We start from the raw sequence: 13,357 nt of genomic DNA, 5'->3' as shown, positions 1-13,357 counted from the left end.
GTGGTCACTTGATTCCGGTGGTGGCGATCCCCTGGGTGAGGAGTCGCTGGGAGGCCAGGAAGAACCCGACCACGGGGGCGATGGCCAGCGTCGCCATCGCGAAGAGGGTGCCGACGGACGAGGCTCCCGTGGAGTCGACGAACTGCACGAGACCCTGCGGCACGGTGTAGAGGTCGGTATCGCTGAGGTAGAGGCGAGGACCGAGGAAGTCGTTCCAGGCGTTGACGAAGGTGAACATCGCCGTCGTCGCCATCGCCGGCCCGAGGAGAGGGACGATGACCCGGAAGAAGGTCGTCCAGTGTCCGCAGCCGTCGATCCGGGCCGCCTCGTCGAGGTCGCGGGGCAGGCCTCGGATGAACTGGACGGCCAGGAACACGAAGAACGCGTCGGTGGCGAGGAATCGCGGCACCACGAGCGGGAGGTACGTGTTCAGCCAGCCCAGGGAGTCGAACAAGATGTACTGCGGCACCATCGTGACCTGGTACGGCAGCAGCAGCGTGCCGATGAGCACGGCGAAGAGCACCCGCTTGAACGGGAAGGTCAGCCGGGCGAAGGCGTACGCCGCCAGGGTGCAGCCGACGATGTTCCCGATGACCGACAGCACCGCGATGAGGGCGGAGTTGAGGAAGTAGCGGGAGAAGTTCAGCGTGGAGGTCGGCGAGAGCCCGGAGCGGTAGTTCTCGGTGGTGAACTCGCCGGCGAACGGCAGGTAGCTGGTGCCGATGAGGGCGTTGGGCCGGAACGAGGCGTCGACCATCCACAGCACCGGGTAGATCATCGCGAGGAGGACCGCGATGGTCACGGCGTGGCGCGCCAACGCGCCGATCAGCCGGTTCTCGGCGGCCTTGCGCGGAAACAGGATGCCGCGGCGGGTGACCGAGCCGGCGGCGGGTGCGGCGCTCATGTGTCCTCCCCGTAGAAGACCCAGAAACGCTGACTCCAGAACAGCAGGCCGGCGATGACCGCGAGGCCGGCGAGCAACGCCCAGGCCAGGGCCGAGGCGTAGCCCATCTGGAAGTTGGTGAAGCCGCGTTGGTAGAGGTAAACGGTGTACAGCAGGAGCGAGTCGGCCGGTGCCCCGGTTCCGCCGCTGACCACGTAGGCCGGGGTGAAGGACTGCAGCGCGTTGACGAGTGTGAGCAGCCCGTTGAAGAAGATCACCGGCGTCAGGTGCGGCAGGGTGATGGAGACGAACTGGCGCCATTTGCCCGCACCGTCCAGGGCCGCCGCCTCGTAGTAGGAGGTGGGGATCTGACGTAGTCCGGCCAGGAAGATCACCATCGTGCTGCCGAACGTCCACACGTTGAGGGCGATCAGGGTCAGCAGGGCGGTCGCGGGATTGCCGATCCAGCTGCGGGAGATGTCCAGCCCGACGGCGCCGAGGACGGCGTTGACCAGTCCGTCGGAGCCGAAGACCTGGATCCACAGCAGCGCGATCGCCACCGAGGTCCCGAGCAGGGACGGGACGTAGAAGAGCGTGCGATAGACCGGCAGACCGCGGATACCCCGGTTGAGGAAGACGGCGAGCGCCAGCGCGAACGCGAGCACCAGCGGCACGCTCAGGCCGGTGTAGAGCAGCGTCACCCGGACGGAGTTGAGCCAGCGCGGGTCCTCGAACAGCATCCGCTGGTAGTTCTCCAGCCCGACGAACTCCGGAGAGCCGATGAGCTCGTAGCGGGTGAAGGACAGCACGAGGGAGGCGATCATCGGCCCGATCGTGATGAGCATCAGGCCGAGCAACCACGGGCTGAGGAATCCGTAAGCCGCCACCGCCTCGGAACGGCGGCGGCGCCGGAGTGCGCGCCGACGTTCGGGGTCCTGGTGAGTGGGTCCGTCCGGTGGCCGGGCCGGGCGGGGCCGGGCGGGTGAGGCGGTCGCACTCATGAGCGTTCCTCTCCTTTGCGCGCCGCGCGGGCGTGGCCCTCGACGAGCTCCGGCATCGTCTGGGCGAGCACGGCCGCGATCGGCACCGTGAGCTCGGCCTCGCGGGCGGTGGCGACGACATCCCACAGGTCCTTGCTCCAGGGGCGGTAGCGCACGGCCACCCCGGCGTCGTCGTAGGTGCCGGCGAGGTCGTCGAAGAACCCCCAGTTCTCGGCCGACCAGGAGGCGCCTGTCGAGGTCCTCAGGACGTCGAGGACGGTCTCCTCGTCCGCTCCGAAGTGCCCGGCGATCGCCAGGCCCTCGTGGAGGGCGCCCAGTGCGGCGAGCATGGAGAGCTGGTTGGCGAGCTTGACCGCGGCCGCGGACCCGACGGGCCCGGTGGGCACGGGGGTGCCAAGCGCCTCGAGCACGCCGGCGGCCTGCTCGTCGGGGCTGCCGCCGACCATGAGGGTCAGCTCGCCGCTCAGCGCCCGGGCGGCTCCGCCGCTGACGGGTGCGTCGTGGACGCGGACGCGGTGGTCCTGGCCGGCCTCGGCGAGGCGGATCGCCGTCGGGGGCAGCAGCGTGCTGTGCAGCAGCACGCTGCTGCCCGCCTCGAGCTCGGCGAGCAGGCCGGATTCCCGGACGACGGCGTCGGCGGTGCCGTCGTCCGGGACGGCCAGACACACGACGGCGCACTCGCGCAGGTCGAGCGGGGCCTCGGCGGCGACGGCGCCCGTTCCGGCGAGGTCGCGGGTCCGTGCCGGATCGCTGTCCAGGCCGACCACCTCGTGACCGGCCTCCACGAGGTGGCGGGCCATGGGCATGCCGATGTTGCCCAGTCCGATGAATCCGACGCGCATGGGAACGCTCCTTACCGACTGAGGTCAGCTCTGGGCGGCGACGGGCTCGTCGACCTGCACCGTCTCGTCCGGGGCCCACCCGAGCTGCTCGTACATCCGGCGGCGGCCGCGCTTGTCGTTGTCGGCCTCCTGGCGGGCGTACTTGGCGACCTCCTCGATGTGCTCCTCGGGGACGACGAGGACGCCGTCCCCGTCGCCGACCACCAGGTCGCGGGGATTGACGCGCACGCCGCCGACCGTGATCGGGGTGTTGTGCTCGACGTACTCGATACGGCCCTGTGTCATCGACTGGCTGATGAACCGGGTGAAGATGGGCACCTGCTGAAGGCGGCACTCGTCGGTGTCCCGCACGCCGCCGGAGCTGACCACGCCCTGCGCGCCGTGGACATAGAAGTTCAGAGTGTTGAACGAGCCGAGCTGGCCGACACCGAGGTCGGGCGCCTCGATGACGACGACGTCACCCTGCTGGATCTCGGAGACGTAGGGCTCGATGTGCTTCTCCTTGTACCAGTGGTTCCGCGCCCAGTCGGTGTACTCGTCCGGGGTGACGGGCGGTGCCTGGATGTGGCTCGCCGCGAGCCGGACCGTCAGGGCCGGCCCGGCGAGCCGGGCGCCGTCGAACAGGGGGCGGATGTCCCGGTGCACGCTGCCCTTGCTGAACAGGCCGATCCAGTCCATGCCGTCCCGGACGTCGGAGACGCGCAGGCCGTCGTACAACTTCTTGATATCCGCGTAATCCATTCCTCATCCTTCCTTGCGCTCCCGGCATCTCCGGAAGCTGGTCACCATCCGGTGGCGACGTACTTGACGTCGACGTACTCGAGGAGCCCGTCGCGCGACCCCTCACGTCCGACGCCCGACTGCTTGACGCCACCGAAGGGCGCCGCCGGGTCGGAGACGAGACCGCGGTTCAGGCCGACCATCCCGGCCCGCAACCGACCGCTCAGCCGCAGGCCTGCGGCGAGGTCGCCGGTGTAGAGGTAGGAGACGAGCCCGTAGTGCGTGGCGTTCGCCGCGGCGACGGCGTCGTCAACGTCGTCGAACCGGACGACGGGTGCCACCGGCCCGAACACCTCCTCGTGCAGGATCCGTGCCCCGGGCGGGACGTCGGTGAGCACCGTCGGCGGGTAGAAGGTGCCCGGCCCGCTGGGCCGCTCGCCGCCCAGGCGGCAGGTGGCACCGCGCGAGACAGCGTCGTCGACAAGATCCTGGACCTTGGTGACGGCCGCGGCGTCGATGAGCGGGCCGCAGCCGGTGGCCGGGTCGCTGCCAGGCCCGACGACGACGGAAGCCATCCGCTCGGTCAGGGCGGAGACGAACTCCTCGTGTACGCCGGCCTGGACGTAGAAGCGGTTGGCCGCCGTGCAGGCCTGCCCGCCGTTACGCATCTTGGCGAGCATCGCTCCCTCCACGGCGGCGTCGAGGTCGGCGTCGTCCAGCACGAGGAAGGGGGCGTTGCCGCCGAGCTCCATCGTGGTGCGCATGACCGACGCGCTCGCCTGGGACAGGAGCTGGCGTCCGACCTCGGTGGACCCGGTGAACGAGAGCAACCGCACCGGGTCGGCGTCCATGAGCGCCCGGACGACCTCACGGGCGCGAGTGGTGACCACGAGTTCGAGGACGCCCTCGGGTAGGCCGGCGTCGGTGAGGATGTTCGCGACGGCGATGGCGGTCAACGGGGTCTGTGCCGCGGGCTTGAGGATGGCGGTGCAGCCGGCGGCGACCGCCGGGCCGATCTTGCGGGTGGCCATGGCGGCCGGGAAGTTCCACGGCGTGACGAGCAGGCATACCCCGACGGGTTCGTGCTCGACGATGACGCGGTTCGTGCCGGCCGGGTTGATGAACTGCTCGCCGCGCAGGCGCACGCCCTCCTCGGCGTACCAGCGGAAGTACTCGGCGGCGTAGGTGACCTCGGCGCGCGCGTCGTCCAGGGCCTTGCCGTTCTCCAGGCTGATGAGGCCCGCCAGCTCCTCGCGCTGGTCGATCATCGCCTGGTGGGCGCGCTGCAGCACGTCGCTACGGCGTCGCGCGGGCGTGGCGGCCCAGCCGGGCGCGGCCGCGGTGGCACGGTCGAGGGCGGCAAGGGCCTCCTCCACACCGAAATCCGCGAGGCGGGTGATCACCTGACCTGTCGCGGGATCGTGCACTTCGAACGCGGCGGCCTCGTTCTCGGCAGCTTCGAACCGCGCCGAGGTCCGGGCGGGACGAGTGGCGGTCATCGTGCACCGACCTCCGTGGGGTCCTGCTGGATCCGGCTGAGGTCGCCGGTCCAGGCCGCGGCCAGCAGTCGCTCGGCGTCCGCTGTGGTCAGGGGGATGGGGTTGTTCTCGGCGAGGCGCGCGGCGCGCGGCCCTTCTGCGGCCGCCCAGCGCAACCGGTCCTCCTCGACGCCGATCTCGGCGAGGCTGCGCGGGATGCCGACGCTGCTGAGAAACTGCGCGACCATCGACGGCGCGGCGGCGGCGAACTCGGCCTCGGTTGCGTCCGCCGCGGGAGCCGGTGCCACCTCCTCGACGGCCAGGATCCGGGCGATGCGCGCCATCTCGGCGGTCCGCACGGCGAGGTTGTGCGCCATGACGTAGGGCAGCAGGAGGCCGACGCCGACTCCGTGCGCGGTACCGGTCAGGGCACCGACCGGGTACTGCAGGGCGTGCGCAGCCGCCGTCCCGGCGGTGCCGAACGCGAGGCCGGCCATGAGGGAGCCGTACATCACCGAGGCACGCGCCGCGGCGTCGGTCGGTTCGCGGTGAGCGCGCTGCAGTCCGGCGGCGATGTGCGCCATGCCGGTGAGGGCGAGGTTGTCCGTGGTCTCACCCCGCCCGACGAAGACCCGGTCCCGGGCGAGCGCGGGGTCCGGCGCGTGCCGGACGGCGGTGTACGCCTCGACGCAGTGGGAGAAGGCGTCGGCCCCGGCGCTCGCGGTTACCGCGGGCGGGCACGTGTAGCTCAGCTCCGGGTCGCAGATCGCGGCCACCGGGATGAGGTGGCGGCTCGAGACGCCGACCTTGCTGCTGCGCCCAGCGTCCGTGACGACGGCGACCGGGGTCACTTCCGAACCCGTGCCCGCTGTGGTCGGCAGGGCGACGACGGGGACCGACGGCCCGGGCACCCGGTTCTCTCCGTACAGCTCTGTCAGGTCGCTGCCGTGGCGCAGCAGCACCGCGACGAGCTTGGCCAGGTCGATGCTGCTGCCCCCACCAACCGCGACGATGACGTCCGCACCGAAGGATCGCGCAGCTTCCACGGCGTCGTTGACACCGGAGACCGGCAGTTCGGGCACGACGTCGGAGTAGAGCGACGTGCGCACGTCCTCGGCGTGCAGGGACGCGATGATCTCCTCGAGCTGTCTCCCGCCCACGAGGTACGGGTCGGCGCAGACCAGTGCCCGGTTACCGTGCTCGGCGGTGACCCATCCCGCAGCCCTGCGCTGCCCGGCGCCGAAGAGGACCTGCTTCGGTCCCCTGGCGGCGGCGAACGAGAGCCGCACCGAACTGCTCGTGCTGACTGTCTCTGCGACCACGCCGTCGAACCCCTTCTTCAAAATCCGATCCGATCGGATCGTACGAGAAGGACGTTATGGCGGGTCGACGGCAGTGTCAACCCCGTCCCACTCCCCGCCCCCAGCCGCCGAGTCGTCACTTTTGTGCCGACTCGTCACTGTTGTGCCCACTCGTCACTTGTATGCCGAGTCGTCGATCTTGTGCAGTCTCCGGGCCGGACGGCCGCCCGGCCCGGGATCGAGCCCGAATCGGGCTCGGTCCGACAGCGGCGGCCATAGCGGCAGAGGCAGGGGCAGCCACAGCGACAGCGGCGGCCACGACGGCAACGGCAAGCACGGGCCGACGCATGGATTCTCCTCGTCGCGGCGCGCGGCCATCGTTCTCAGGATGTTCCGCGGGCGTCGCAGGGCTCGACGGGCAGCTGGCCGGCAGGCGTGCGCCGCCACGAACCAGATGGCGAGCCGGCACCGTCACGTGGCGACGTGCGGGCGCGAGGCCCGCGGCGGCACGCCACCCGAGCTAGGCGTCGTCCGGATAACCGGCGCGGAAGCGCTCGGCCGAGGCGAGGATGTGGGTGCGCATCGCGTAGGACGCCGCGTCGGGGTCGCGGGCTCCGAGGGCGTCGAGAACGGCGTCGTGCTCGCCGATGGCCAGGGAGGTGATCTGGACCGTGTAGTTGAGCCGGAACAGCTGGACGTGCGTGTGCAGGCGGGTCAGGGCGGCGCGCATGACCCGGTTGCCGGCCGCCTGGGCGATCCGGTCATGAAGTTCCGCGTCCAGGCGCGCGAACGCGGCGTAGCCCGAACCCTGCCCCTCGGCCGCGGGCGTCACCATCTTGCCGTTGACCTCACGGAGTCCGGCGAGGGCGTCGGGCTCGATGCGTTCCGCGGCCCGGCGAGCGATCGCCGGCTCGAGGAGGAGGCGCATGTCGATGAGCTCCTCGAACTCCTCACGGCTCATCGGCTCCGCGACGCGGTATCCCGACAGGTGCGTGCGGACCACGAGCCCTTCGTTGTCCAGCCGGTGGAGGGCCTCGCGGATGGGAGTCTGGGAGACGCCGAGCGATCGAGCCATCGCGTCGATGGTGATGCGCTCACCGGGAGCGAGGTCGGGCGAGAGGATCCGCGTAAGCAGGTCCTGGTAAACCTGCTCGGCGAGCGGCGTCGGCCTCGCCCGAGTAGGCGCCCCTTCCCGGGACGGCGATCCCGCCTTCGCCTCGAGCTCCTCCCCCATCGAGCCATCCTCCCGTCGACGTCCGAACGATCAGATCGTATCGGACGGGACGGTTGAGAGGCGCCCCGACGCAGTCGGAACGACGTGTGCGACGGGGCGGCTCTCAGCGCAGGCCGGCGAGACCCTGCACGCGCCACTGCATGACGCGATAGATGCTGTTGTCGCCTGTGTTCCACTGGCTCACGGTCATGTGGATGTCGTCGAGCCGCGAGCCGGGGATGATGTAGCTGCCGTAGAGCTGAGCGACGTGGGTGTCGTCCTCCTCGCCCCAGGAGGTCCCGTGCAGGAGGGTGACGCGGGGGCCCTCCTCCCACGGCTGCGTGGGGTGGTCCAGAAGCTTGGCCTCGATGCGGTAGTCGGGGTTGTTGAACCAGGTGAGGAGCCACTTGTCGCCGAAGCGGCGCAGGCACATCTCACCGATGATCTCGTCACTCAGCGGAGTTGCCGGCTTGCCCCAGCCCCACCCGGAGGCGTCCCGGCCCCACGGGATGTACTGGTCCGGATCGGTGATGTGCTCGGGCCGCACCCGGTGCAGGATCATCGGCCCCTCGCGGAGGAACTCGGCAGAGTACATGTAGAGCCACCCGTCCGCGCCGAGCTCCCAGGTGCACAGCTGCCAGGCGCCGTCGTAGGCGGTGGCGTCGAACCGGGCGCCGCTGTCCTGCCAGGTCGCACCGCTGTCCGTCGACGTCCAGATCCCGCTCCAGATCGCGTTACCGAAACCCTGGTTGGCCACACCGTGCAGATACATGGTGTCGCCGATGGTGATGACGTCGGAGGGGATGATCGTCGAGATCTCGTCGCCGTGCTGGTAGTCGACGAGCTGCTGGGCCTCGTCTCCGCCGACGGCGGCGGAGAAGGTCACGCCGCCGGGCAGGCCCCGCGTCTCCGACCACAGCCCGGTGGGGGACATCCATTCCCCCTGGCCCCAGTCCGGCCCGCGAAACGTGTCGCCGAAGACGTAGAGCGTCCGGCCGTCCGGCGTACGCGCCGGGATACCGAGGTCGGTCCACGGCATGCCGAACTCGTCGGTCAGTCCGGGGCCGGTCAGGTTGGCGATCTTCTTGATCTTCAGTTCCGGCCGCGCGGCGGCGGAGCCGGTCAGTGCCACGGACGCCAGCGCCCCTCCCCCGGCGGTGGCCGCCATGCCGCGAAGCATCGTCCTGCGATCGATCATCTCGTCACGTCCTTGGTCCTCGATGGGCGTTCCGTGGCCGCACCGCCACGTGGACTCGCACGGCGCTCACGGTCTCGTCGACGCCGAGGTTACCGAAACCGAAATCGATTACACCAGTCGTCGACGTCGCACGCCGGTGAGTGGAGACGCCCTTGCCCGCTCAGGTTGCAGAATCCGTCGGTTTTTCGACGGATTCTGCAACCTCGTTCGGGTGGGCGCGGTGATAGCCGTCCAGCTCCTCCGCGCTCGGGACGGCCGTCTGCGCCCCGCTGCGGGTCGCGGTCAGGGCGCCGGCCAGGCAGGCGCGGTGTACGGCGTCCGCCAGGTCGGTCCCTGCGGCGAGGGCGGCGGCCAGCACGCCGCAGAAGGCGTCCCCGGCGCCGGTGGTGTCGACGGCCCGGACTTTCGGTGCCGGGACGTGCGTACGATCGGCGCGGCGGCGGGCCACCACGGCTCCGTCCGCGCCGAGGGTGACGACGACGGCCGGGACCAGCTCGTTCAGCGCCGCGGCGAGCTCGTCGGGACTCCCCTCGCGTCCGGCCACCTCGCGCGCCTCGGGCTCGTTGACAACCAGCACGTCGACCTCCTCCAGCACGTCCGCCGGCAGCGGTCGGGAGGGCGCCGCGTTGAGGACGAAGGTGGCCCCCTCCCGTCTCGCACGTGCGGCTGAGCTGACCGTCTCGAGAGGGATCTCGAGCTGCGCAAGGATCACGTCCGCCTCGCCGAGCCGGCCGGCGGTGCCATCCTCGATCGTCACCTCGCTGTTCGCACCGGGCGCCACGATGATCGTGTTCTCACCGTCCGCAGTGACGGCGATGAGTGCGGTCCCGGTCGCCAGCTCGGACAGCGAGACGGGATCGGTGCGGACACCGGCCTGCCGCAGCGACGCCAGGAGCAGTTCGCCGTCGTCGTCGTCCCGGCCGACGGCGCCGACGAAGGTGACGTCTGCTCCCCCGCCGCGCGCCGCGGCGACCGCCTGGTTCGCCCCCTTGCCACCCGGCGTACGGCGGAGGTTCTCGCCCAGGATCGTCTCGCCGCCGCGCGGGTGCCGCGGCACGTCAACCACGAGGTCGACGTTCGCGCTGCCGACCACGACGACGCTGCCCGCCATGCCCCTCCCCAGGTTCGACTCGACGGCAGCCTACGTCGCCATGCGGCGAGGTCCGCGGCGGCGCACGCGTCACACGACTGTGACACGGGTGAAACGCCGGGAGCTCACGCGCTCCCTAGCCTCGGCCGCGCAGGGGGCCGTCCACGGGAGGAAGCCCATGGCCATCGAGACCGACGTCGCCGCTCGCGCGGGCGAGCGGCGACCGCATCCGGATCTGCACAACGACGACCTTGCGCCTGTCGCATCCGGGCAGCGCCGGTGGGGCTGGTTCGAGATCTTCAACGTGTGGACCAACGACGTGCAGAGCCTGGCCGGCTACACACTCGCGGCCACGCTGTTCGTCACCGCCGGCATCAACGGTTGGTACGTCTTCGCCGCGATCGTCCTCGCGGGTCTGATCGTGAACTGGCTCGTCAATCTCTCCGGCACGCCGAGCGTCCGCCACGGCGTGCCGTACGCGGTCATGGCGCGCACGTCGATGGGCGCGAGAGGCGCCCGCTTCCCCGCTCTGGTACGCGGCGTCGTCGCGGCGATGCAGGTCGCCATTTTCGCCCGGGGCATCAGCTGGATCGGCCGGTTCCTCAACGTCGCCGGCCCGGCCGTCTACGTCGTGATGATCGCCTTGCTGATCGCCATCTGGGTCGAGGCCGGCGATCGCTTGCTGCCCGCCGTCCGGTCGATCTTCGCCGGCGAGGCCGTCACCGGGTGGGCCGCCGTCGGCGCGTTCGTCGGCGTCGTCGGCACGATGATCGCCTACTTCGCCCTGTTCAGCATGGACCCGGACGCTGCGTACCACTACACCCACGGGTGGAACCTGCGGGCGTTGGTCGCGGTCGGCGGTGCCGCGGTCTTCTCCGTGCTCACCGTCTGGGTCCCGGCGCTCGTCGCGCTCAGCGGCTTCGCCTGGGTGATCGGTGCCCTGCTGGGCGGTGTCTTCTACCTCGTGGCCATGCGCACGATGCCGGCTCGCGCCGCCTCCTGAGACCGGACGACCGGCCGCCCACCTGACCCCTTGCCACCAGCCGCACCGACCTCTATCGTCATCTGTCGAAACGCTTAAACGCCCGGACAGAGCGGTTGAGGGACAGCAGATGACGACAATCCACGACGTCGCGCGCGTCGCCGGTGTGTCCATCTCCACCGTCTCCTACGCCCTCAGCGGCAAGCGTTCGATCACCGAGTCGACCCGGCGCCGCGTCGAGGCCGCGGTGCGCGAGCTCGACTACCGTCCCAACGCCGGCGCCCGGATGCTCGCCGGCCGCCGCACCTACATCTTCGCGGTCACCGAGCCGCTCCGCGCGGACACCTACGAGCCCGCCCACATGGCATTCGTCCTGGCCACGGCCACCGCGGCACGCACGTACGACTACGACGTCCTCCTCCTCACCCAGGACGAGGCCACCGGCGGCCTGAGCCGCGTGACGTCGAGTCGCCTCGTCGACGGGATCATCGTGCTGGACGTGCTGCGCGAGGACGAGCGCGCCGACCTGGTCCGCTCGCTCGACATCCCCTCCGTCCTCATCGGTGTGCCTGACGACACCGCGGGCCTCGTGTGCGTCGACCTGGACTTCGAGGCGGTGGGCCGCATGGCGCTCGACCGCCTGGCCGACGCCGGACATCGCACCGTGACACTGCTCGGCCAACCGCAGGCCGTCTACGACCGCGGCTCGAACTTCCCACCTCGACTGCGCGACGCCTTCCTCGCCCGCGCGGCCGAGCGCGGGATCGACGCCGCCTTCCACGCCGTCGAACGCGAGCCGAGCGACATGCGCGCCCGGCTCGCCACGCTCCTCGACGCGGACACCCCGCCCACCGGCGTGGTCTTCCACTGCGAGGAACAGCAGCAGACCACCGCGCTCGAACTGCTGGCCGAGCGCGGCGTCGCGGTACCGGGCGAGATGTCGATCGTCTCGGCCGCACCGACCTTCCCCACCTCCGGATTCCGCCCGCCGCTGGACCGGATCCCGCTTGTGCCCGCCTACACCTGTGGGCGCGCCGTCGAACTGGCGATCAATCAGATCGCCGGCTCAGTCGAACCGCGCGTGGAACTCGTCCCACCGACGTACGAGGACCACGGCTCCGTCGCCCCACTCCCGGCCGCCTAGCGCCGCGAACGACCTGGAAAGGACTGACACCGGACCATTGTCGAAGCGTTTCGACCATCACGCCCCCCACCACCGCCGCCGCACCTCCGGCGGCCGGTACCACCGAGATGACCGCCACCTGCGCGGCTCCTACGAGGAGGTAGGCCCATGGCCAGGAAGACACTGACACTCACCACGGCAGCACTCACCGCGAGCGCACTCGCCCTGGCCGGATGCTCCGGCTCCGGCGACGACGAAGGAGGCGGCGGGGGCGGCGACACGCTGCGCCTGTGGCACTACGAGAACCCGGACAGCGCGATGGGGGTGGCCTGGGACCGCGCCATCGAGATCTTCGAGGAGGAGACCGGTGCCACGGTGGAGTTCGAGGAGCGCAGCTTCGAGCAGATCCGCACCACCGCGAGCCAGGTACTCAACTCCGACCAGGCGCCGGACATTCTCGAGTACAACAAGGGCAACGCCACCGCCGGGCTGCTCGCCAGCCAGGGGCTCCTGAGCCCGATCGACGACGCCGTCGAGGAGTACGGCTGGGACGAGATGCTCGCCCCCTCGCTGCAGACCACGGCGCGCTACGACGACAACGGCGTCATGGGCTCGGGCAGCTGGTACGGCATCCCGAACTACGGCGAGTACGTGCAGGTCTATTACAACATCGACATGTTCGAGGAGGCCGGTCTCGAGGTCCCCACGACACTCGAGGAGTTCGAGGACGTCCTCGCCGCCTTCGCGGACCAGGGCATCACTCCCCTGTCGGAATCGGCGCAGGAGTACCCGCTGGGCCAGCTCTGGTACCAGCTCGCGCTCACCCAGGCCGACCGCGACTGGGTCGACGCCTTCCAGACCTACACCGACGAGGTGGACTTCACCGGCCCGGAGATCTCCTATGCCACGCAGACCGTCGCGGACTGGACCGAGGCAGGCTACATCTCCACCGACGCCACCGGGCTCGTCGCCGAGGACGCCGGCGTGGGGTTCATCGACGGCAGCTACCCGATGTTCTTCTCCGGCAGCTGGTGGCACGGCCGTTTCGCCACCGAGATCCAGGACTTCGAGTGGGGCACGTTCCTCTTCCCCGGGGCGGAGATGTCACCGGGCTCGTCCGGCAACCTCTGGGTGATCCCGGAACGTTCGGCCAACCCCGACCTGGCGGCGGAGTTCATCGACATCACCATGCGGCCCGAAATCCAGAACCTCATGGGCAACAACGGTGGCGTGCCGGTCGCGGCCGAGCCGGAGGCGATCGAGGACGAGAAGAGCACCGAGCTCATCGAGAACTTCAACACCCTGACCGACCGTGACGGCCTGGCCTTCTACCCGGACTGGCCGACGCCGACCTTCTACGACGACCTCAACGCCGGCCTGCAGGACCTGCTCAACGGCACGCAGAGCCCGGAGGCGATCCAGGAGCAGCTGGGCGAGCAGTACCGGTCCGGCATCGAGGAGTACACGGAGTGACCCGGTCGCCGCGGGCGGGCACGCGTCCGCCCGCGGCCCCGGGCCCGTCCGCC

The 13,357-nt window shown here is 70.5% G+C and carries 12 protein-coding genes; 3 read left to right on the top strand and 9 right to left on the bottom strand.

The genetic code is table 11. The features are described 5' to 3' along the window. Positions 1 to 4: 4 nt before the first annotated feature. From ACFSE6_RS11270 to ACFSE6_RS11230, 9 genes are all read right to left on the bottom strand, one after another. On the bottom strand, positions 5 to 904 hold the full coding sequence (locus tag ACFSE6_RS11270) for a carbohydrate ABC transporter permease (protein ID WP_388006668.1): 900 nt from the start codon (positions 902 to 904) through the stop codon (positions 5 to 7). After that, the gene (locus ACFSE6_RS11265) at positions 901 to 1,884 is read right to left on the bottom strand and encodes a carbohydrate ABC transporter permease (protein ID WP_388006665.1); all 984 of its coding nucleotides are present in this window, start codon (positions 1,882 to 1,884) and stop codon (positions 901 to 903) included. Before ACFSE6_RS11265 ends, ACFSE6_RS11270 begins: the two co-directional genes overlap by 4 nt. Next, positions 1,881 to 2,726, bottom strand: a complete 846-nt coding sequence (locus ACFSE6_RS11260; RefSeq protein ID WP_388006662.1) for an NAD(P)-dependent oxidoreductase — start codon at positions 2,724 to 2,726, stop codon at positions 1,881 to 1,883. Before ACFSE6_RS11260 ends, ACFSE6_RS11265 begins: the two co-directional genes overlap by 4 nt. A 24-nt stretch (positions 2,727 to 2,750) precedes the next feature. Next, positions 2,751 to 3,467, bottom strand: coding sequence for an RraA family protein (locus ACFSE6_RS11255; RefSeq protein WP_388006659.1), 717 nt, complete (start codon positions 3,465 to 3,467; stop codon positions 2,751 to 2,753). A 41-nt stretch (positions 3,468 to 3,508) separates the two neighbouring features. Further along, positions 3,509 to 4,945: an NAD-dependent succinate-semialdehyde dehydrogenase gene (locus ACFSE6_RS11250; protein ID WP_388006656.1), complete on the bottom strand. Its 1,437-nt coding sequence runs from the start codon at positions 4,943 to 4,945 to the stop codon at positions 3,509 to 3,511. After that, positions 4,942 to 6,213, bottom strand: a complete 1,272-nt coding sequence (locus ACFSE6_RS11245; protein ID WP_388006653.1) for an iron-containing alcohol dehydrogenase — start codon at positions 6,211 to 6,213, stop codon at positions 4,942 to 4,944. The genes ACFSE6_RS11250 and ACFSE6_RS11245 overlap by 4 nt, the downstream gene beginning before the upstream one ends. Before the next feature lie 532 nt (positions 6,214 to 6,745). Next, complete coding sequence (locus ACFSE6_RS11240; RefSeq protein WP_388006650.1) at positions 6,746 to 7,459, bottom strand: GntR family transcriptional regulator; 714 nt, start codon at positions 7,457 to 7,459, stop codon at positions 6,746 to 6,748. A 103-nt stretch (positions 7,460 to 7,562) separates the two neighbouring features. Continuing rightward, positions 7,563 to 8,636, bottom strand: a complete 1,074-nt coding sequence (locus tag ACFSE6_RS11235) for a DUF4185 domain-containing protein (RefSeq protein WP_388006647.1) — start codon at positions 8,634 to 8,636, stop codon at positions 7,563 to 7,565. Between the two features lie 160 nt (positions 8,637 to 8,796). Continuing rightward, positions 8,797 to 9,747 (bottom strand): ribokinase, encoded by a 951-nt coding sequence (locus tag ACFSE6_RS11230; RefSeq protein WP_388006644.1) that lies wholly within the window; start codon positions 9,745 to 9,747, stop codon positions 8,797 to 8,799. 157 nt (positions 9,748 to 9,904) lie between these two features. Here ACFSE6_RS11230 and ACFSE6_RS11225 point away from each other — a divergent pair, with 157 nt between their 5' ends. The 3 genes from ACFSE6_RS11225 to ACFSE6_RS11215 all read left to right on the top strand — a co-directional run bounded on the left by ACFSE6_RS11225 (position 9,905) and on the right by ACFSE6_RS11215 (position 13,304). After that, on the top strand, positions 9,905 to 10,729 hold the full coding sequence (locus ACFSE6_RS11225; RefSeq protein WP_388006641.1) for a cytosine permease: 825 nt from the start codon (positions 9,905 to 9,907) through the stop codon (positions 10,727 to 10,729). 109 nt (positions 10,730 to 10,838) lie between these two features. Continuing rightward, positions 10,839 to 11,852 (top strand): LacI family DNA-binding transcriptional regulator, encoded by a 1,014-nt coding sequence (locus ACFSE6_RS11220; protein WP_388006638.1) that lies wholly within the window; start codon positions 10,839 to 10,841, stop codon positions 11,850 to 11,852. Between the two features lie 147 nt (positions 11,853 to 11,999). Beyond that, positions 12,000 to 13,304 (top strand): ABC transporter substrate-binding protein, encoded by a 1,305-nt coding sequence (locus ACFSE6_RS11215; protein ID WP_388006635.1) that lies wholly within the window; start codon positions 12,000 to 12,002, stop codon positions 13,302 to 13,304. Positions 13,305 to 13,357: the final 53 nt, after the last annotated feature.

It is taken from the genome of Georgenia deserti (genome assembly GCF_042680605.1).
Taxonomy (GTDB): Bacteria; Actinomycetota; Actinomycetes; order Actinomycetales; family Actinomycetaceae; genus Allobogoriella; species Allobogoriella deserti.
Note: the sequence above shows the minus strand (reverse complement) of the source record. Positions and strands in the feature narration are given on the sequence as shown.

Bases quoted from the DNA above. Each gene is read 5' to 3' on its own strand.
- ACFSE6_RS11270 (WP_388006668.1), bottom strand. From the start codon at position 904: ATGAGCGCCGCACCCGCCGCCGGCTCGGTCACCCGCCGCGGCATCCTG.
- ACFSE6_RS11265 (WP_388006665.1), bottom strand. From the start codon at position 1,884: ATGAGTGCGACCGCCTCACCCGCCCGGCCCCGCCCGGCCCGGCCACCG.
- ACFSE6_RS11260 (WP_388006662.1), bottom strand. From the start codon at position 2,726: ATGCGCGTCGGATTCATCGGACTGGGCAACATCGGCATGCCCATGGCC.
- ACFSE6_RS11255 (WP_388006659.1), bottom strand. From the start codon at position 3,467: ATGGATTACGCGGATATCAAGAAGTTGTACGACGGCCTGCGCGTCTCC.
- ACFSE6_RS11250 (WP_388006656.1), bottom strand. From the start codon at position 4,945: ATGACCGCCACTCGTCCCGCCCGGACCTCGGCGCGGTTCGAAGCTGCC.
- ACFSE6_RS11240 (WP_388006650.1), bottom strand. From the start codon at position 7,459: ATGGGGGAGGAGCTCGAGGCGAAGGCGGGATCGCCGTCCCGGGAAGGG.
- ACFSE6_RS11235 (WP_388006647.1), bottom strand. From the start codon at position 8,636: ATGATCGATCGCAGGACGATGCTTCGCGGCATGGCGGCCACCGCCGGG.
- ACFSE6_RS11230 (WP_388006644.1), bottom strand. From the start codon at position 9,747: ATGGCGGGCAGCGTCGTCGTGGTCGGCAGCGCGAACGTCGACCTCGTG.
- ACFSE6_RS11225 (WP_388006641.1), top strand. From the start codon at position 9,905: ATGGCCATCGAGACCGACGTCGCCGCTCGCGCGGGCGAGCGGCGACCG.
- ACFSE6_RS11220 (WP_388006638.1), top strand. From the start codon at position 10,839: ATGACGACAATCCACGACGTCGCGCGCGTCGCCGGTGTGTCCATCTCC.
- ACFSE6_RS11215 (WP_388006635.1), top strand. From the start codon at position 12,000: ATGGCCAGGAAGACACTGACACTCACCACGGCAGCACTCACCGCGAGC.